9 protein-coding genes are annotated in these 19,818 nt (G+C 53.7%); 7 read left to right on the top strand and 2 right to left on the bottom strand.

Going from position 1 to position 19,818, the window contains the following annotated elements; translation table 11 throughout:
• Nucleotides 1-157 precede the first annotated feature (157 nt).
• Complete coding sequence (locus ONB24_08125; protein MDZ7316075.1) at nt 158-1,228, bottom strand: T9SS type A sorting domain-containing protein; 1,071 nt, start codon at nt 1,226-1,228, stop codon at nt 158-160.
• A gap of 306 nt (nt 1,229-1,534) precedes the next feature.
• A complete protein-coding gene (locus ONB24_08120) occupies nt 1,535-5,422 on the bottom strand; it encodes a family 43 glycosylhydrolase (GenBank protein MDZ7316074.1) in 3,888 nt (1,295 codons plus the stop codon).
• A gap of 630 nt (nt 5,423-6,052) precedes the next feature.
• On the opposite strand from ONB24_08120, the gene gdhA reads away from it, so the two are divergent.
• The 7 genes from gdhA (at nt 6,053) to ONB24_08085 (ending at nt 19,758) form a co-directional block, all read left to right on the top strand.
• Nucleotides 6,053-7,414, top strand: a complete 1,362-nt coding sequence (gene gdhA, locus ONB24_08115) for an NADP-specific glutamate dehydrogenase (GenBank protein MDZ7316073.1) — start codon at nt 6,053-6,055, stop codon at nt 7,412-7,414.
• A 5-nt stretch (nt 7,415-7,419) separates the two neighbouring features.
• On the top strand, nt 7,420-10,422 hold the full coding sequence (locus ONB24_08110; protein ID MDZ7316072.1) for a histidine kinase: 3,003 nt from the start codon (nt 7,420-7,422) through the stop codon (nt 10,420-10,422).
• Nucleotides 10,419-10,619 carry a hypothetical protein gene (locus ONB24_08105; protein ID MDZ7316071.1) on the top strand — a complete coding sequence of 67 codons (201 nt, stop codon included), beginning with the start codon at nt 10,419-10,421 and terminating at the stop codon, nt 10,617-10,619. The genes ONB24_08110 and ONB24_08105 overlap by 4 nt, the downstream gene beginning before the upstream one ends.
• Nucleotides 10,620-11,029: 410 nt before the next feature.
• Nucleotides 11,030-11,794 (top strand): polysaccharide deacetylase family protein, encoded by a 765-nt coding sequence (locus ONB24_08100; GenBank protein MDZ7316070.1) that lies wholly within the window; start codon nt 11,030-11,032, stop codon nt 11,792-11,794.
• Between the two features lie 18 nt (nt 11,795-11,812).
• The gene (locus ONB24_08095) at nt 11,813-14,134 is read left to right on the top strand and encodes a glycoside hydrolase family 3 C-terminal domain-containing protein (protein MDZ7316069.1); all 2,322 of its coding nucleotides are present in this window, start codon (nt 11,813-11,815) and stop codon (nt 14,132-14,134) included.
• Between the two features lie 172 nt (nt 14,135-14,306).
• Nucleotides 14,307-16,499, top strand: a complete 2,193-nt coding sequence (locus ONB24_08090) for a hypothetical protein (protein MDZ7316068.1) — start codon at nt 14,307-14,309, stop codon at nt 16,497-16,499.
• A gap of 256 nt (nt 16,500-16,755) precedes the next feature.
• On the top strand, nt 16,756-19,758 hold the full coding sequence (locus tag ONB24_08085) for a GEVED domain-containing protein (GenBank protein ID MDZ7316067.1): 3,003 nt from the start codon (nt 16,756-16,758) through the stop codon (nt 19,756-19,758).
• Nucleotides 19,759-19,818: the final 60 nt, after the last annotated feature.

Genomic DNA, 19,818 nt, shown 5'->3' with positions numbered 1-19,818 from the left:
TGTCGCATAATTCCGCTCGTGATTTATTTTTCGAATAGAGCTTAGTTATAGAATCCTATTTGCGAGAACAAAGAAACAGCTCAAAGGATAGGAGAGTTTTATGGAGGCGGGCATTATCGCGATCCGGCAGCGTGCGGCCGCCGGATCGCGCTCTATGCTACTTTACCAAGATCATCTTCCGCGTCGCGCTAAAGTTTTCCGCTTCCATTCGATAGAAATAAACGCCTGCCGGCAAATGACTTGCATCGAAGGTAATCTCATGATTGCCCGCTTCATAAATCCCATTTATCAGCTCGGCCACGACTTTTCCTGCCGTATTGACAAGTACCATCCTAACCTGGCTTTTCTTGTTGAGTTTGAACGGAATTGTGGTCGTCGGGTTGAATGGATTAGGATAGTTTTGCGACAGATGGGCTGTTTTGGGTGCAAAGATCTCTTTATTGGTGACGCGGCTGCCTTTGCCGATGGCAACCATCCGTGCGACTTCGGCCAGGAACACTTTTTCCGATTCGGGGGTAAAGTTGTAATAATTAAACGGCGGTCCGCCGCTGTTGTCGCGGCCGTTGCCGATTACCGTACGCGGTCCGCCGGGCGCATCGATGGAGCCGGGGTAGAACTCGATATCCGGCTCAAAGCGGACGAACAGCACGGTGCCGTCGGTTTCCAGGCGCGCCAGGCAGATGCCGTAACCGGCATCGGTGGTGCCGACCGCATCCATCGGACCGTTGACCCATGGCACAGGCCCTGAGGTGTCGATGCCCTCGAACACCGGGTCGTCGGGCTCTTCGATAATTGCATTGCGAATGACCCCCTCTTCCGTCATGCTCACCATATTATTGGTATTGAACCAATTGAGCCGATTGCTGCGGCAATTCCACAGCTCGATGTTAAGGATGGGCGTCGTGATCTCGTTCCAGGCGGCTTTGTGATCTCCGTAGCCCGGACTGGGCGTCGACCGGCCCATGACGATGAGATCGGCGTTATAAAGAGTGTCCAACGTTTCCTGTCCCGCGGTCGACAACGCGGCATTATAAAAAATGATGACGTCGTACCCCGCATTCCTCAGCGCATTGATATGCGGCATGTCGGGATAGTCGTTGGTCACCGGGTCGATCTTGGTCTCAACTTGATAACTTACAAAGACGATCGTGCCCTTTGACTGCGCCTGCAACAGCGTAGCGGCGGCCAAAAACGCAAACAGAACAAGCAGCAAAATTTTGCCTCTCATGAAACCTCCCTGGTTGAATGACTCAATCCTCTTTTCGACTCCTCTCGTTTTCACGCTTTTCGAACTCACCCGCTCGACCGCCTCACCCATTTAAATGATGCTAACTTTGTTCGACCGCTTTACCTCGATCACCTCCTCTCAAATTTTATCCACACTCAAAAGGAACTCGACGTTTGCATCTTTTCCAATGAATAGCTTTAGAAGGTTATCATCTTTTCCCTCTGGGAATTATCAAAGCGTTTGGCACAGGATCTTCGGACGGTTTTATTGACCGCGCTAATAAATCGCTTGGTATATCCTATTCGTTCAGCGCAATAACGTAACTTTTTGAATAATGGACTGCTCATCTGTGGTCAAACGGCAAAAATAGACGCCCGAGGGCAGGTGATCCGGTTGCCACTTGAGGGCATGTTCTCCTGCATTCTGTCGACCTTCGAACAAGACTTCTGTTTTCCTGCCCAACAGATCGTATACGGCAATTTGGACCTGACCCGATTTAGGCAGCATATAACGAAAGGTCGTCGCCGGGTTGAAAGGATTGGGTTGACATCTGAGCATAAAATGCATCGGGAATCCGGATTCGGGTATTTCTACTTCGGCAGGTTTACGGAACATGCCGACGGCAAAGGGCCCGAGTCGGGTGATACCGCCGCGGGCAACCCAATACGGCTGCGTATCGAACTGCATGATGTAGTCGCCGCTTCCCGTTTCGGTGGTGTCGGTAAGGCAAAAGATTCGGGCGAATCGAGCGCGATCATTGCGAAACTCGTTGCTCTCCTGTGAAGTCCAGCCGAACTGCAAAGTATAATGGCCTCCGCCCGGAACCTCCTCGAGGATGTTCCATTTGACCCGCACGCGTCCCCCAAAAGGCGCCGGATCATTGTCCGGCAGAGCGCCGACAGCGATTGCATCGACTTTCCCATCGTTCTTGATCCAGACCGGCGCATAGCTGATTGTACCGATCGGGAAAAGAACCGGTTCGGATCCTACCGCCTGCACTTTGAGCATGCCGCCTTCAGATGTTACCGCATAAAAGCGGATGTCTGCCGAGGCAGCCGAGCCGACGGTAAGCGTATGCGGTCCCAATTCTAATTTTCCTTGCAGTTCAAGGTGTGCCACGGTTCTCGGCGCGTGCAACGTCACTTTTTTGGCGTTGGCGATGATCAGCCGCTTGGGTCCGTTCGTTTCCGGAAACTCGGCGTCTTTGGTCAACTGCGCCGACTCTCCCGAGTATTTCAACGAAGCCTCGGCGCCGTAAACCAAGCGGTTCGAACCCAACTGCAGTGCCCCCGCCGCCAGCTCTAAAGTCCCATTTACCTGAACCGATCGGGAAAGCGTCACACCTTTGCCGTTGCGAATGATGAGATCTTTAACGACCGCCGGCATTCGTGCTCCGGTGGCTTGCGCAACGGCGCCGTTAAAGCCGTAACCGGCGCCTTCCTCCAGGAGAATCTCGCCTGTACAGGCCAGCGAGCCGTCCACACCCTGCGGATGGCCGGTAAACAGCAGCGCCCCGGCGCAAAGATGAAAGGACCCTTTTCCCTGCAGGACACTTTCGCCCAAGTCCAAAACCGCTCCTTCGGCAACGATGATCGGCAAACCGCCGTCGCTAAAGGTCACTTGTGAGTGCGTCAACCTTTGGGGGACGCTGCGATTGACAAACACCAGCGCCGCTTTCGGGGATTGGGAATTCTGCACCGTTGCATTACGAAATTCGGCATTGCCGTAGAGATTCCAGATCGCGGAGACACTGCCTGGGGTGCCGCATTGGACGGCAAAGATGCCGCCGGTCACCTGCAGGTTTCCTTTGTGGTGAATCAGGACCTCGCCGTCCTTATTTTCGCAGGCTGCCAATTGTCCTCCTGTTTGGATCAAATCGCCGACGATTGTCACCTCGGCTTTGCCCCCGTCACGAGGAGAACAAAGCAGCAAAGTTCCGATACCGGTACGGTTGATGATCACATTGCCGCCGACTGTGTTGCCGTTCCATCCCAGTTCAACCGAGGCGGTTTGATTGGGGCAGTCCCAGACAAAATGAAAAAAATTTTGCAGGAGATTTTCGGGCGCGGAATTCACGACCTCAGAGATGCGGCAAATCGAATTCGGCCGCCAGACGGCTATAGGAACGGCGCCGCCGCCCTGCATGTGCTCATAGCGGCCGGTGTTGTAAAAGCTGATCGTCGCCGCCGGCTCGGCAACGATCACGCCGCGGTTGACCACCGTTCCTTCAACAGCCAGATCAATCCCCAAATCGTCTACCACGGTTAGCTCTTCCCCATCGGCAATGCTCAGCATGCCGCCCGATTCCACCCTCAGTTCATCGATTCGCACGTTCTGATCAACGAGCAGGGTATCGCCTCTTGAGATCGTTACGGGGCCGTCGGTATGGTCGGGAGTCTTGGGTGCGGGATATATCCACGCGGCGCCGTCGAATTGCGCCCAGGAAGCGGGGTCACTCCATCGGCCGGATTTCCGCGAGCGGAACTCGCCGACCGGTTTGTAATAATCGACACCGGCGTCGAAAGCTTCAACCGAAAAATAGTACTCTGTTCCGTGGTTGAGGCAATGGACGACCAGGGTGTCTGCATCGTAGACAATGAACGAGTTGTACAGCTTATTTGGCGCAATGCCGTAGCGGATGAGGTAGCCGTCCGCATCCGGAACCGGCGACCAGCGAATGACCGCGTCGCGTCCGTCGGCAGGGTTGCGCTCAACTTTGACTTCGGCAACGGGCGTAAAGACCGCCTGTCGGGAGTTGCCGAAAATGCGCAAATCGCGAACCGCAAAGGTGCCGCGGCCTGGGACAAAGACGTTCTTTAGCCTGACGTATCGGCTCGGCACCGGCTGCGGCAGTTCGATATAGTCGTGGGGCACATCTTCCGTGTTTCGGCTTTTGTCGACAAGGGTCTCCCAATTCACGCCGTCCGCCGACCATTCGAGTAAATACTGTTGATACAAAGAGACGTCGCGACCGCGCACCTGCTCGGGAACAGTATTATGTTCGGCAAAATTGACCTGAACGGCTTCAATGCTGCAGATCTTGCCCAGGTCGATCAGCAGCCATTCGTCCGCGTTGCCGGTTGCGGCGCTCCAATAGGTGCGCACCTCTTCGTCAACGGCGAGTTCGGGACCATGACCTTCGATCGACGAGGAGGCCAGGACTTTTTTCTTGTGCGAAAGGAGCAGCATTCCGCTCCAATTGTCGTCGATCGGTCGGTTCTCGAGACCAGGGAGAAATTGGGGATAGTCGCCCAAGGCGGTGTTGCAGCGGATAAATCCGTCCGCATCAAAATCGACCGGAAAGAGCCCCAGTCGTCGTTCGAACATGTGCTTGACGGAGATAGTCATGGTCACGACGCGCCACCATCGGCCGCTTTTGTCTTGAAACGTCCAGCCGTGACCGGCGCCGGTGATGAAGCCGGTCGGTTTGAAGGAAAACGGGCTGTAGGGTGCGTACTGATATGGGCCTAAAGGCGAAGAAGCCGTATAAATGCCGTCCGCATAGGTTTTGAACTCGGTGCCGGGAGCCGAATAAAGCAGATAATACTTGCCGTTGTGCTTGATCAGTTGCGAGCCTTCAATCCAGGGCTGCTCATCGAGGAGGTTGTCGTCGCCGCGCCTTTCCCAGCCGCGCCGCTTGGCATCGGCATAGACCACGTTGACCGGAGTGCCTTTTTCACGAAAAGTAAAGGGGTCCAACTCGACGATGCTGATCGGTGCAGCATTGGAAACGCCGTAGCTCAAATAGAGCCTGCCGTCGTCATCGAGAAAGAAGGCTGGGTCACCATAGCCCTTAATGAGCGGTCCTTTCTGCCAAAGGCCGGATTTAGGATCGGCAGACTTATAAATTTGACCGCTGCCGCCGGGGAGATAAAAGAGCGTGTCCCGCATGGCAATAACGGCCGGAGCGTAGGATTCTACATCGAGACCGCTGGGCACGATCAGCCGCCAGGTATGCAGATCCGGCGAAGTCCAATAACCGCCGGAGCGCGAGGCGAACAGATAATAGTCGCCCTTGAATAACACCATCACCGGATCGGCCGCCTCACGGGCGTCAACTGCGTCCACCATAAAGCTGTAGTTCAAGTTGAGCGGATTACAGAAGGTTTTTGGAGTCGCTTCGGACCGTACGGAAATCCAAAACAACGCCGTCAATGCGGCAAGGAAAAAATTGGATCGGTGGCCTTTTTTCATGCTCCTGCCTCCTTTATACACCTTACTTAACGTAGCAATATTTATAAAGTTTTACGATAAAACTCGAAACGAGACAACTAGTAAAATACAAGCAGCAAGCCTAATATTGTATGCTTTTTACCAAAAAATGAAATACAAAAACATTTATCAGGGATAACTATCTGTTTTTTTACTGCTCTAAGGCCGCTACGGAGGCCGAATCAGCCTTTTCCGAACATATTTCCGGCAGCTGTGCGCATTCGGCTTCAAATTCCTTCCGGATCCTAACAAGCATGTCGGTAGAAAATCAGCTATATTGTTCAATATCATTTTGTCATTTTTATTTTGCAAGACGGGTTTCCGAACCTTAATAAGTTTCGACAAGAGTGCATTTCTTCCCTAGATTGTTATTGATTTTTATATCAAGATGACCTATAATTAGGATGAATTGATTTTTTGACTTCCTGCCGATAGTTTCCTTTAATCATATAAGCGTCTCACCGCGTTGTTTATTCAAGGGTTTTTCGAAGCATCCCAAGATAAATCGCGCGATCTTTTAGTGTTCTTTTTACGCATTTACGAGCAGAGATCGCTTTTCTAGTGATAAAAACGGCTGAAAAATAGAATCAATCATAAGGAGAGAGTCAAAAGATGAGCCAATTCGTCCAAGATTTTATGGCGGAAGTCAAGGCTAAGAACCCCAACGAGCCCGAGTTCCATCAGGCCGTGCAGGAAGTTGCGGAATCGGTAGTGCTGGTTTACGAGCGCCATCCGGAGTATCGGCGTGCAAAGATCCTGGAGCGCATTGTCGAGCCGGAGCGCGTCATTATGTTCCGCGTGCCCTGGACCGACGACCGCGGCGAGATCCGTATTAATCGCGGTTATCGGGTTCAAATGAACAGTGCGATCGGTCCCTATAAAGGCGGTCTACGTTTTCATCCTTCCGTCAATCTCGGCATCCTCAAGTTTCTCGCCTTTGAGCAGGTCTTTAAGAACAGCCTCACCTCTCTGCCGATGGGCGGAGCCAAGGGAGGTTCGGATTTCGACCCCAAGGGCAAGAGCGACGGAGAGGTGATGCGTTTTTGCCAAGCCTTCATGAACGAGCTGTTTCGTCACATCGGCGCAGATACGGATGTGCCGGCGGGCGACATCGGCGTCGGCGGGCGGGAAATCGGGTTTCTTTTCGGTCAGTATAAGAAACTGATGAACTGTTTCACCGGTGTGCTCACTGGAAAAGGTATCAACTGGGGCGGTTCGCTGATTCGTCCCGAAGCCACAGGCTACGGTGCTGTGTATTTTGCCGCCGAAATGCTTGCCACCCGCGGTCAGACGCTGGAAGGCAAGGTGTGCCTCGTTTCCGGCAGCGGCAACGTCGCGCAATATACGGTGGAAAAGATTCTCGATATGGGCGGAAAGGCCGTGACACTTTCGGATTCGGACGGTTACATTTATGATGAAGCCGGCATCGACCGCGAAAAGTTAGAGTTCGTCAAAGAGCTGAAAAACATCCGCCGCGGCCGTATTAAAGAGTATGCGGAAAAATATCCGGGCGTTGTGTACACGCCTGTGGATCCGAACCTGCCCTACAATCCGCTGTGGAACCATAAAGCAGACTGCGCGTTTCCCAGTGCGACACAGAACGAGATCAATGCGATCGATGCCCAAAACCTGGTGCGCAACGGCGTTTATTGTGTTGCCGAAGGCGCCAACATGCCGACGCATATCGACGGCGTCCGCATTTTCCTCGATGCGGGCATATTGTATGGTCCGGGAAAAGCGGCGAACGCCGGCGGCGTAGCGGTTTCCGGTCTGGAGATGGCGCAGAACAGCATGCGCATGCCGTGGCAGCGCGAAGAGGTTGATGCTCGGCTGCAGATCATTATGAAGAATATCCACAAAACCTGCAAGGTGACTGCCGAGCGCTACAATGCGCCCGGAAATTACGTCGTCGGTGCCAACATCGGCGGGTTCCTCAAGGTCGCCGACGCCATGATGGATCAAGGCATCGTATAACCGTTATGGTTCGGAAGCCCTTTAAAGACGTTCTGACGCATTTCGATCCCAGCTGGATCGAACACGGCTACGGAACACGCTTTCAGGGCTTCCAAAACCTGATGCGACAACGCATCAGGGATATCCTTCTGGTCTCCAGCCTTTATGATTTGTATGTCTTTGAGGAGGACGGTCGGCTTTACGAGCTGCTGCGCGAAGAGTACCAGAAGCTGATGCTTTCGCACGCGCCCGAGTTTACCCGCGTTTCCAGCGGCCGTGAAGCCCTCAGCCTCATCAAAGAGGAAAAGCGTTTCGATCTTATCCTCATCTCCCTGCACATCGAGGACATGAACGCCATTACTTTCGCCAAGATGGTTCGGGAGAGCGGATTGGACATTCCGGTCGTTCTGCTTGCCTACGACAACCGCGAGCTCGCCGACCTTTTGCGTCGTCAGGAAGCGACTGCGTTCGACCGCGTCTTTATGTGGCAGGGGGACTTTCGCCTACTGATCGCCATCATCAAGACCCTCGAGGATCAGCTCAACGTCGATCACGACACACGCATCGTGGGTATCCAGTCTATCATTTTTATCGAAGACAATGTCCGCTTTTACTCGACTTTTCTGCCGATAATGTACTTGGAGCTGCTGACCCAGGCGCAGCGGCTGATTTCCGAGGGCATCAATCTGTCGCACAAAAACCTCCGCACGCGTGCACGACCCAAGATTCTGCATGCGACCACCTATGAGGAGGCATGGGACTATTTCAAAAAATACCAGGAACATATTCTGGGGGTGATTTCGGACGTCGATTTTCCGCGGCAGGGCAAATATGATCCTCAGGCCGGGCTGATGTTTGCCGAAAATGTTCTTGCGCGGCGTTCGGACGTGCCGATTCTTCTGCAGTCCAATCTTCCCGAAAACGAGCCGCTCGCCAGGGCTTTGGGCGCCTCTTTTCTGCTCAAGACCTCGCCGAACCTGGCCGAGGAGCTGCGCAGTTTTATGGCCGAGAGCTTTAGTTTCGGCGATTTCATCTTTCGCACGCCGGACGGCCGTATTGTGGGGCGCGCCCAGGACTTGATCAGCCTCGAAGAACAGATCAAAGTGGTGCCCGAAGAGAGCCTTCGTTATCATGCAGAACGCAATCATTTCTCCAATTGGCTGCGGGCGCGCACCGAATTTTGGCTGGCGCATAAGCTGCGTCCGCGCAAGGTCTCCGATTTTGCGTCGATGGAGGAGCTGCGCCAGGATCTCATTCGCTCGCTGCGGGAATACCGCCGCCTCTGCCAGCGCGGCATCGTCACCGATTTTAATAAAGACACCTTTGATCCGAATACGAGCTTTGCGCGCATCGGCGGCGGCTCGCTGGGCGGCAAGGCGCGCGGCTTGGCTTTTGTCAACATTCTCATCAACAACTATAACGTCCAAAACTTTTGGCCCAACGTCACCATCGACGTGCCGGCGGCATTGGCCATCGGCACCGACGTTTTCGACGAGTTTTTAGAAGAAAACAATCTGCGCAACTTTGCCCTTTCCTGCGAAAGTGATGAAGAGATTTGCCGACGCTTTTTATTGGCGTCGCGATTTCCCGAGCGAATTTTGGGTGATTTGGCCGCCTTCCTCGACTTGATGCATGCGCCGCTCGCCGTGCGTTCTTCCAGCCTCCTGGAAGATTCGCAGTACCATCCTTTTGCCGGCGTTTACCACACCTACATGATTCCCAACAATCACCCCGACCCCATCGTTCGGCTTGGTCAACTGCTTCGCGCCGTCAAACGAGTCTATGCCTCCACCTTTTTTCAGGCGCCGAAGGAGTACATCAAGGCGACGTCTTATCGGCTGGAAGAAGAAAAGATGGCGGTGGTCATTCAAAAACTGGTCGGCTCACAGCACGGCGATCGTTTCTATCCCGCCTTTTCCGGCGTGGCACGCTCCTACAACTTTTATCCGGTTGGACCGCAAAAGCCGTCTGAAGGAGTCGCTTCAGTGGCTTTGGGTTTAGGCAAAATGATCGTCGAGGGCGGAACTTCGGTGCGCTTTTCTCCCGCTCATCCCGATCATCTGCCGCAGTTTGCCACGATTGCCGATACTTTGAACAACTCGCAGCGCGACTTTTACGCGTTGTCGCTGGCCGAAGATCAGTACCACAGCGGTGTTGAAGATCTGCAAATCAAGCGCTTCGATATTCGCGTTGCCGAGCAGGACGGCGTGCTCGGCTTTCTCGCTTCCACTTATTCGCCGGAAAACGACTGCATCTATGACGGCGTCTCCCGTGAGGGAAGAAGGTTGGTCACTTTTGCGCCGATTCTCAAAGACAAAATCTTTCCCCTGCCGCAGATCATTGAGCTCCTTCTCGATATGGGAAGCTGGGGCATGGGCACGCCGGTGGAAATCGAATTTGCAGCAGACATGAGCCGCAAACCGTTCGAGTTCGGCCTGCTGCAGCTGCGTCCTTTTGTGCTCAATCGCGAGTTGGAAGAACTGACGCTCGAGGAAGTGCCGGAGGATGAGCTCCTCATCTCCTCAAACAGTGTGCTCGGGCATGGGGTGATGAACGATATTTATGACATTGTCGTCGTGGATCGCGATCTGTTCGAGCGCGGCAAAAGCCGCGAGACGGCCCAGGAGATCAGCCGCCTCAATGCAGAGCTGCTTGCCGATCATCGCCCCTACCTGCTCATCGCACTGGGCCGACTCGGCACGCTCGATCCGTGGTTGGGCATTCCGGTCACCTGGGATCAAATCTGCGGCGCCCGCGCCATTGTCGAAACCGATTTCAAAGACATGCCCGTTTCGCCCTCACAAGGCTCGCATTTCTTTCACAACCTGACTTCTTTTTCCGTCGGCTACTTTTCCATTAACGGCAGAGACGCTTCAGGAAAGATCGATTGGGAGTGGCTGAATGCCCAGCAGCCTGCAGTGCAGCTGAATACGGTCAAGCTGCTGCGGTTCGACTCGCCTCTGACGATAAAAATCAATGGCCGTGAAAACAGAGGATATATTCTCAAACCAAAGCGGGTAGCTCCATGACTGAAAAGGATCCCTTCGAGGGCATCATCGATCAGTGTCCGCACTGCGGCCGCAAATTAAGTCCGTGGGAACGCATTCTACTGAATGTCGATCGCGCCCTCATGTGTAAAGGCTGCTGGTTTCGGATTATCCTCGACGCGAGCGACGCTCCTCCGGCGCCCACCTTTTTACGAGAGCCGAAAAACCAAGATCACTGATCATTGTTTACGAATGATTGTCATTGCACGAGCATATGTATTTTTAAAAATTACGGATAACTTGGCAAACTTTTCGCTGTCCTGATAGTAAAAAATGCCGTTCTAAATTTCATTTTCAATTTTCCCCATAGGCTTTTATAAGTGAACTTGTAGAGCGCTGCCGCCTCATGGAGGTAAGCATAGACGTCGGCCTCATTAAGCAAGGAGAATAGGCGTCAGATGTTCAGTCGACAAGCGATCAGGCGACGGTGCAGCATCTCGCCAACCGGCAGCGGCTGACGGTGCTTAAACGAAAGGATGAATAAATGTCAAGCTGTATAGCAAACAAACACAAGGATCGATCGCCGCGTCCAACAGAGGGTTTCCGGCTGATCCTGCATTTTACTTTCGTCATCATGGGAGCAGTCCTCATGTCATCACTTGCAGTGGCTCAGACTCGTGAGACAAAGGCGCCTTTTCACTGGCCGAACGGCGCCCGCTGTGCCGTCAGTTTGACCTTCGACGATGCGCGGCTTAGTCAAGTTGATCGCGGCATCCCGCTCCTCGACCGCATGGGCGTGCGGGCGACATTTTATATCTCTCCCGACAATGCCAAGCAGCGACTCGAAGGTTGGCGTGCCGCCGTTGCTAAAGGACACGAGATCGGCAATCATACCGTCACCCATCCCTGCACCGGTAACTATGCCTTTTCACGGCATAATGCGCTGGAAGACTATACCCTCGAGCGCATCGAGGCGGAAATTCGGCAGGCGAACGAATTTATCGAAAACGAGCTGGGTGTTCGGGCGGTCACCTTTGCCTATCCCTGCGGACAAACCTTTGTCGGTAGAGGCGCAGAAGTGCAAAGCTATGTGCCGTTGATCGCCCGTCTCTTTATTGCTGCTCGCGGCTGGTCCAACCAGGAGGTAAACAATCCGCTCGTTTGTGATCCCGCGCAGCTGCTTGCCGTGGAAAGCGACGGCAAGAGTTTTGCCGAGCTGCGCGCTTGGGTGGATAAAGCCGCGCAGGAGGGAGGCTGGCTGATCTTTGCCGGACACGAGATCGGCGACGGCGGGCCGCAGACGACTCTGGTTGCAAGCCTGGAAGCTCTTTGCCGCTATGCCGCAGATTCCGCAAACAAGATTTGGATTGCCCCCGTAGAAAGCGTTGCCCGTTATTTGATCGAGCATCGGTGAGCGGTTCAGGATGCCCGCATGAAAAAGCTTGTCTTGTTGACGTTGATTTTTCGGGCTTTGATTTTCGCCGCCGAACCGGCTTATCGGGACGCTTCTTTGCCTATTCAGCTTCGCGTCGATGATCTTTTGCAGCGGATGACGCCGGCGGAAAAAGTCGGGCAGATGAACATGCCCTGTGTTTATGAAGAGGCATTGGGCGGCAGCGGGGCGGAAAAAGTCATCGGCGTGCAGCAGTTTGCCCGTGGTACGCACCTCCACGGCCTGGGCCCCGGAGGCGGATTTTTTACCCTGCCGAACACACTTTTGCACCAAGGCCCACGACAGCAGGCCGCCTTCCTCAATTCTTTGCAACGGATCGCGATTGAGAAGACGCGACTTGGCATTCCCCTGCTCATCACCGAAGAAGGCACCCACGGGCTGATGTGCGCCGGCGCAACCATCTTTCCCGAGGGGCCGACGTTGGGCAGCACCTGGAATCTGGAGCTGATCGATCGCATCTATGCCGCCGTTGCCGCTGAAGCGAGGGCTATAGGGGTGCACCAGCTCTTTACGCTGGTTGTCGAGCCGATCCGCGATCCGCGCCTGGGCCGCAATCAGGAGGCTTACAGTGAGGATCCGTTCTTATGCAGCCGAATCGCGGAGACGATTGTGCGCGCCGTGCAGGGCGACGATCTGACGGCACCCGATAAATGCGCGGCCGGGCTTTGCCATTACCCTGGTCAAAGTGAACCGCTCTCCGGTTTGGAGCGCGGCGCTATGGAAATCTCGGAGCGCAAGTTAAGGGAGGTCTTTTTGCCGCCGTGGGAAGCCGGTATCCGCCGCGCCGGTGCCCTAGGGGTGATGGCCACCTATCCTGCAATCGACGGTGTGCCGGCGCACGCTTCGGTGCGGCTGCTGACCGACATCCTGCGCGGCGAGTTGGGATTCGAAGGGCTGGTCCTCAGCGAAGGCGGCGGACTTGGCACGCTCATCTATAACGGTTTGGCAGCGGACCAAAAACGCGCCGGACAGCTTGCCCTGCGCGCCGGCGTCGATGTCGGCATTTCGTATGAATCCGGCTATATGCTCGACCTGCTCTCCTCTTTACAAGAAGCGGCACTCCCCGAATCGCTTATCGATCGTTCGGTACGGCGCATATTGGCTCAAAAGTTCAAGTTGGGCCTCTTTGAACGGCCGTTTGTCGATCCGGAACGCGCCGAGAAAGTGGTGCATCAGCAACGCCATCAGGACCTGGCGCTGGAGGCGGCGCGCGAAGGGATTGTTCTGCTCAAGAATGACGGCGTGCTGCCGTTCGACCGGCATAAAATGAAAACGGTGGCGGTCATCGGGCCCAATGCGGACGATCCGAAGAACCAGCTTGGCGACTATACGTCGGTGACGGTGCTGCAGGAGATCGTGACCGTGCGTCGAGGACTCGAAAGGCTGCTTCCGAACAGCAGGATTGTTTATGTTAAAGGCTGCAACGTCACGGGGGCGGCGCTCGACGAGATCGATCAGGCAGTGCGGGCGGCGCGGACCGCCGATGCCGTAGTACTGGTTTTGGGTGAAAACGAGTGGCGCGCGCAGGATGAGCGCGGGCGGCGCGTCGGTACCGTCGGTGAAGGGTTCGACGCCGCTACTTTGGAACTGACCGGCCTGCAGAATCGGCTTGCCGATGCCGTACTCGCCGTCGGCAAACCTACCGTCGTGGTCCTCATCAACGGACGGCCCTTGGCCGTACGTGAGTTGGCCGAAAAGGCGCCGGCACTCGTTGAGGCGTGGATTCCAGGTGAAAAAGGCGGCTTGGCAATTGCCGAGATACTCTTGGGTCAAGTCAATCCCTCAGGCAGACTTTCGGTGACCATACCGCGACATGTCGGCCAATTGCCGGTCTATTATAATTATCAAAAGTCCAAACGGTATTGGATTGAACACGGATGGGGCGTGCCCTACGTCGATATGGATCCGACGCCGCTGTTCGCTTTCGGCCACGGCCTTGGCTACACCACCTTTGCCTATCGAAATCTGCGCCTCAGCGCTAGCGAGATAGGGGTCGGCGACAGCCTGCGGGTTACCGTCGACGTCTGCAACACCGGCAGCCGAGCAGGCAAGGAGGTCGTGCAACTGTACCTCGAGGATCTTTTGGCATCGGTTTGTACGCCGGTGCAGGAGCTGCGCGGCTTTGCCAAGGTGCAGCTGCAGCCGAGAGAAACGCGCACGTTAAATTTTCTGCTGACTCCTGATGACCTCGCGCTTTATAATGCAAAAATGCAGCGAATCGTGGAACCGGGCGAGTTTGCGATTAGAGTCGGTGCAAGCAGTACGGATATCAGGTTACAGGCGCGATTTTGGGTGCGATGAGATTTCTCCGACAACACGATATAAAAGCTGGTTTCACAGAGATTACACGCCCGTTGATAGGGCATCAGTAGGAAAGAGGTGCCTCTTTGTGTTTGCGCGAAACCATTATTTGTCGTGAGCTTATTTAGGCGAATGGGCAAGTCTGAATCGATTCATTTCCCAGGTTGATTGAATGTTGACGATGCCTTGTACAAAATCTTTAGAACTTGAGTGGACGGTGGGGCCGCATTGGCAACTCGAGGAGCCGCCGACCGAACAGATGCCCGCCCAGGTTCCGAGCGCCGTGCAGCTCGATTATGCTGCGGCCAAAGGATGGCCTCCCTACTGGTTCGGAGACAACTTTAAAGACTATCGCTGGATGGAGGATGTCTTTTGGACCTATCGCTGCCGTTTCCCCAAACCTAATTTTCACAGAGGCGAGCGGGTCTATTTTTATTCCAAGGGCATCGACTATCAATTTTTTATTCGCCTGAACGGCGCAATTCTGCTTGAGCAGGAGGGGATGTTCACTCCGGTTTGCCTTGACCTGACCGATTACCTGCGTGCCGACAACGAACTGCTCGTCACGATTTTTCCGGCGCCGAAATCGCGACCGGAGCCGGCAGATCGGACGCAAGCCGATCAATGCGTTAAACCCGCCGTATCATACGGTTGGGACTGGCATCCGCGACTCATTCCGCTCGGCATTTGGGATGAGACGGGCATTCTGGTTTGTCACCCTGCGGTATGGGCAGAACCTTCCATCGACTATGAGCTCGATGAAGAGCTTACTGAAGCCGCTATCACGTTGACTTTTGAAAAAGAGCTTCTGCCTCTCGAATTTGTTTGGAAACTTGAAGACCCTGAAGGTAAGCTGCTCTTTTCAAGAACCGGGCGTGTAAAGAAAGGATTGCATCTAAAGGAAACGAGTTCTTTTATTGAATTATGGTGGCCGCACGATCAAGGGATGCCGCGGCTTTACACCTCGAATGTCTCCTTTTATGAAGGTGGTCGACTGGTTGCCGACCATCGTCGACGCATCGGCTTTCGTCGCATTCGCCTGGTCATGAACGAAGGAGCTTGGGACGAACCCGCCGCTTTCCCCAAAACGCGCAGCGTGCCGCCCATGCAGCTGGAAGTCAACGGGCGACGCATTTTCGCCAAAGGCAGCAATTGGGTGCCGCCGGAAATTTTTCCAGGGTTGTTGACGCGTGAACGATATGAAAGGCTGATCGATCTTGCCGTCAATGCCAATATGAACCTTTTGCGTCTTTGGGGCGGCGGCGTCATCAATAAGGAATGCTTTTTCGATCTGTGCGACGAAAAGGGTATCTTACTATGGCAGGATTTTCCGCTTGCCTGCAACAACTACCCCTCGACACCGGCTTATCTGAAAATTTTAGAGCAGGAAGCGCGATCGATCATCACCCGTCTCAAGCCGCATCCGTCGTTGGCGATCTGGTGCGGCGGCAATGAGCTGTTCAATTCCTGGTCGGGAATGACGGATCAGTCTTTGGCCCTGCGGCTGCTTAACAGCCTCTGTCTGCAGCTCGATCCGCAGCGGCCGTTTTTGCCGACATCTCCCTTAATGGGCGTCGGCCATGGTCATTATCGCTTTCGCGATCCCGAGAGCGGCGAAGAGGTTTTTCAAATCATCCGCCGCTCGCGCTGCACCGCTTACACGGAATTCGGCATACCGTCGCCGTCTTCAGTCGAGGTGCTGAGGTCATTTCTTCCGGCCGAGGAGGTCTGGCCGCCTAAAGCGGGGACAGCCTGGGAATCCCATCATGGGTTCAATGCGTGGGAAAAAGATACCTGGCTGACGCTGCCCACTCTAGAACATTATTTCGGTTCAGTCCGTTCGCTCGAAGAACTGGTGGAACGAGGGCAAATGCTGCAGGCGGAAGGCTATAAATGCCTTTTCGAAGGAGCGCGACGGCAAAAACCCTATTGTGCCATGGCGTTGAACTGGTGCTTTAATGAACCTTGGCCTACAGCAGCTAATAACAGCATCATCCAATGGCCGGCTCAGCCGAAACCTGCCTATTATGCCGTCCAGGCAGCCTGCCGTACAATCTTATTCAGCGCCGAATTTCCAAAATTTGTTTGGCAGGCGGGCGAAGAGCTCGAGTTCCGCCTTTGGCTGCTCAACGACTCTTTTGAATCGGTACCGCCGGCATCGGTTTCAGTTTTTCTAAGTGAAGAACAGGAAATTGCAAATTGGGATTGCCCGGGCGCACCGCGAAATTGTAACTTTTGCGGCCCGCTCGTAAAATACCGCTTGACAAAAGATAATTTCCCCGAGCGTCTATTGCGAATCTCATTAAAATGCAGGTCGAATCCGCATTGGAATTCAGAGTATTTTCTGCTCCTATCCGCTCATTAAAAGTCAAGCTCAAAAGTGATTCATAAAAATTATTATTGATTTTTACAAAAAATTGATTTAAATTACTTAAAGCTTTGAATCAATATGGAATTATAGCCATCAAAATCTCGGAATCAAGAGATTTAGAATGGTATATGTGATGATTCAAAGCTGCGGTCGAGGAATTTTTTGAATTTGCCCTCTCTTTCGACTCCGAATACGATCTTCCTCGCTCAGCAGTAAAATTCAAATTAATAACAAATTTTGAGGTGCAGGGATGCTGCAGGCGACGAAACTGTCGATTTTTTTGACTTTTATTTTTAGTGTTTCTCTTTTTGCCCAATACGAAACGGTGCATTTCACTTCCGATGCTGAATATGAAGCGATTGTTCAGTATATGTACGACCACCTCTCGTTCGCTCCGGAACTGCGCATGGGTGACAATACTTCGGCCGGCGACTGGGAGCAAGGCCAACACGATTTTAAAGCCGGCACGCCGCCTTACGGCGCCTATCGTGCCATCGGCAATGTGGGCCAGCGCACCTGGCAAAGCGGTGTGACCTTTGATTGGAGAGTGGTTTATGACGCTTCCAACGGCACTGTCTCGTTCGAAACAAAATATCCCTCGGAAAGCTCTTGGCTGGTTACTACTGCCACAACAGATCCGGCCAACCGAACCTTTACGGATATTTTCATTCGCACGTTCGGCAACGTTTCCGGAACAAACATGCGGCGTTGGAAGATGTGGAACATCAGCATCTCCAAAAACAACGGCCCAGCGGTTGCCGTCAACGACTCTTCTTACGTCGATACCCCCAACACACCGGTTCGTGATTATTTGTGGATCAAGAACGTCAACGTAGGACCGACTGATACATTTGAGATGACGGGCAAAGGGTTGGTGCAGTGGACAGGTGCACCTCCGACTCGTTCAAACCTTGCCGCGCAGATCAAACTCACCCGCATTTCTGATCGTCGCGATTACGGGGATGCACCGGCCTCTTATCCGGCGGCGTGGATGACCAACATCGGCTGGTATAATCCGGGCACCAATCATTACTGGTTTTATATCGGCAACGGCGGTGCTGTCGGCTCGCCCAAAATCGATACGGATGCGGCCAATCAACCCTCTGCCGCAGCCGACGGCGACGATACGGACGCCGACGGAGATGACGAAGACGGCATCGTTTTTCTCGACGCCGACGGCAATCCGCTCAATCCGAATGTCTTTGAGTTCATTCCCGGTCAAACCTATCAAGTACAAATTACTGTTTATAGCCGCCATTACGGCGCCGTACTGCCGGTTTATGTAAAAGGTTGGATCGATTACAACAAAAACAGCTCGTTTTTGGATAATGGTGAAAGCATTATTGATGTAACCAACCCGGCTAATCAGTTTGTCTCTTTGGTGTCAGGAGACGGTTTATCGTCGCCTAATCCGCCGCCGGCGCAGGTCAAAACCATTTCGTTTACCATTCCGGCAAATGCCGCCGCAGGTACAACCTTTGCAAGATTCATCTTGACAACCAATGCCGATATCGGTCCGCACGGACCGGCTTCAGGCGCTCCTCAGCCTGGCGGCGAAGTGGAAGACTATAAGCTGATCATCCGCGAAGCGGCGGATTGGGGCGATGCGCCGGACACAGGCAGCGGAACAGGTTTGGGTAATTATCAGACAAAATATTACGATAACGGGCCGCGTCATCGCATCGTTTCGTCGTTGCGACTCGGCAATTTGATCGATGCCGAATACGATGGTTATGCAAATGTGGGAGCCAACGGCGATGACACCAATCAACTCGATGATGAAGACGGCTTAAACGGATCTCTATCCGTTGCCGTCGGTTCACAGCCCGCAATCTCTGTGCGCGCTTTTAATATGACCGGCAAAACTGCCGTCCTTAGCGGCTGGATCGATGTCAACCGCAACGGCCTTTTCGAAAATTCGGAACGGGCTTCCGCTCTTGTTCCAAACGGCACAAACGGTTTTGTCAATCTGATTTTCCCAACCATCAGCGGGCCTGCAGGTTTCACCTTTGCCAGGTTTAGAATCAGTACGCAGGATGATAACAGCGACGGTCATCTAGATCCCACCGGCTTTTTAAGCGACGGCGAAGTGGAAGATTACGTATGCGAAATTGCTTTGGACACCGGCGACGAAGACCACGGCGATGCCCCGAGTTCTTACGGTGATGCCGCGCACGCCGGAATTTCCAACAATCTGCAGCTGGGCCCGGTCAATAGCGCCGGTAACGGTGTAATCGTCAATGTTGACGGCGAATTGATGAGCTTTTTTAGTGAAAATGCCGTCGGCGACAATCTTTATAATGATAATGACGAAAACGGCGTAGCAGCTTTTCCGGCGCTTAAAACCAATTCGACCTCCTATTCGGTGGCCGTTCAGGTCTTTAACCAGAGCGGACAGAATGCCGTTCTAGCCGGCTGGATCGATTTCAATCGCGACGGCGTATTCAGCGCGAATGAGGGAACAACAGCCTCCGTACCGAACGGCACCGTCGGAACGGTGATTCTAACTTGGAATAATTTGAGCGGCTTGACGGCGGGCGCCACCTATGCGCGTTTCCGAATCGCGCCGGTCGGCTCAGGGTTGTCCGCCTCGACTCCGGAAGGCCTGGTCATGGGCGGTGAGGTGGAGGATTATGTTCTGCAGATTGAAAATCCGATCGCTGTGATTTTGTCGACTTTTGCTGCCGCACCGGTAAAAGACGGAGTCCTTATTAGCTGGCAAGTGGAAAGCACGGTTCAGACAGCCGGTTTCCATCTCCTTCGCAGCGAATCGGAGACGGGACCCTATCGACGCATAACGACGGAGCTTATCCCGGTCAAAGAAGATCTTTATCGCTATGAATATCTCGACAGGGCTTTGAATACAAATTGCTACTACAAATTGGAACAAGTTCGCTTGGATGGAAACACGGCCGTGTACGGACCGATTGCTTTCAGTAACATCCAAGCCTCTATCGAAATGAACAACGTTCCGCGTGAATTGAGCTTGGCGCAGAATTACCCCAATCCGTTTAATCCGTCCACGACGATCAAGTTCAACCTAACAAAAGCCGGAACAGCAGAATTGATTATCTATGACTTGTTGGGCCATGCTGTCAAAACGCTTTTTGCAGGACAGCTTGAAGCGGGCGAACATTCCGCCGAATGGGATGCGACGGATCAAAACGGAAACCCCGTCGGAAGCGGCATTTATATCTATCGCCTGACTGCTGAGGGCCGCACATTGACTCGACGAATGATTGTGATACGATAGCCTTTCGAATTCATATCGAGCCGCCTTGCAAAGTTGCCGAGGCGGCTTTTTTATTTACTG

It is taken from the genome of candidate division KSB1 bacterium, from assembly GCA_034505495.1.
Classification (GTDB): domain Bacteria; phylum Zhuqueibacterota; class Zhuqueibacteria; order Residuimicrobiales; family Krinioviventaceae; genus Fontimicrobium_A.
The sequence above is the reverse complement of the archived record's forward strand: the minus strand, read 5'-3'. Positions and strand labels throughout refer to the sequence as shown.

What these genes read in the sequence shown, in the direction of transcription:
- ONB24_08125 (MDZ7316075.1), bottom strand. Translation starts at nt 1,228, where the DNA reads ATGAGAGGCAAAATTTTGCTGCTTGTTCTGTTTGCGTTTTTGGCCGCC.
- ONB24_08120 (MDZ7316074.1), bottom strand. Translation starts at nt 5,422, where the DNA reads ATGAAAAAAGGCCACCGATCCAATTTTTTCCTTGCCGCATTGACGGCG.
- gdhA (MDZ7316073.1), top strand. Translation starts at nt 6,053, where the DNA reads ATGAGCCAATTCGTCCAAGATTTTATGGCGGAAGTCAAGGCTAAGAAC.
- ONB24_08110 (MDZ7316072.1), top strand. Translation starts at nt 7,420, where the DNA reads ATGGTTCGGAAGCCCTTTAAAGACGTTCTGACGCATTTCGATCCCAGC.
- ONB24_08105 (MDZ7316071.1), top strand. Translation starts at nt 10,419, where the DNA reads ATGACTGAAAAGGATCCCTTCGAGGGCATCATCGATCAGTGTCCGCAC.
- ONB24_08100 (MDZ7316070.1), top strand. Translation starts at nt 11,030, where the DNA reads ATGTCATCACTTGCAGTGGCTCAGACTCGTGAGACAAAGGCGCCTTTT.
- ONB24_08095 (MDZ7316069.1), top strand. Translation starts at nt 11,813, where the DNA reads ATGAAAAAGCTTGTCTTGTTGACGTTGATTTTTCGGGCTTTGATTTTC.
- ONB24_08090 (MDZ7316068.1), top strand. Translation starts at nt 14,307, where the DNA reads ATGTTGACGATGCCTTGTACAAAATCTTTAGAACTTGAGTGGACGGTG.
- ONB24_08085 (MDZ7316067.1), top strand. Translation starts at nt 16,756, where the DNA reads ATGCTGCAGGCGACGAAACTGTCGATTTTTTTGACTTTTATTTTTAGT.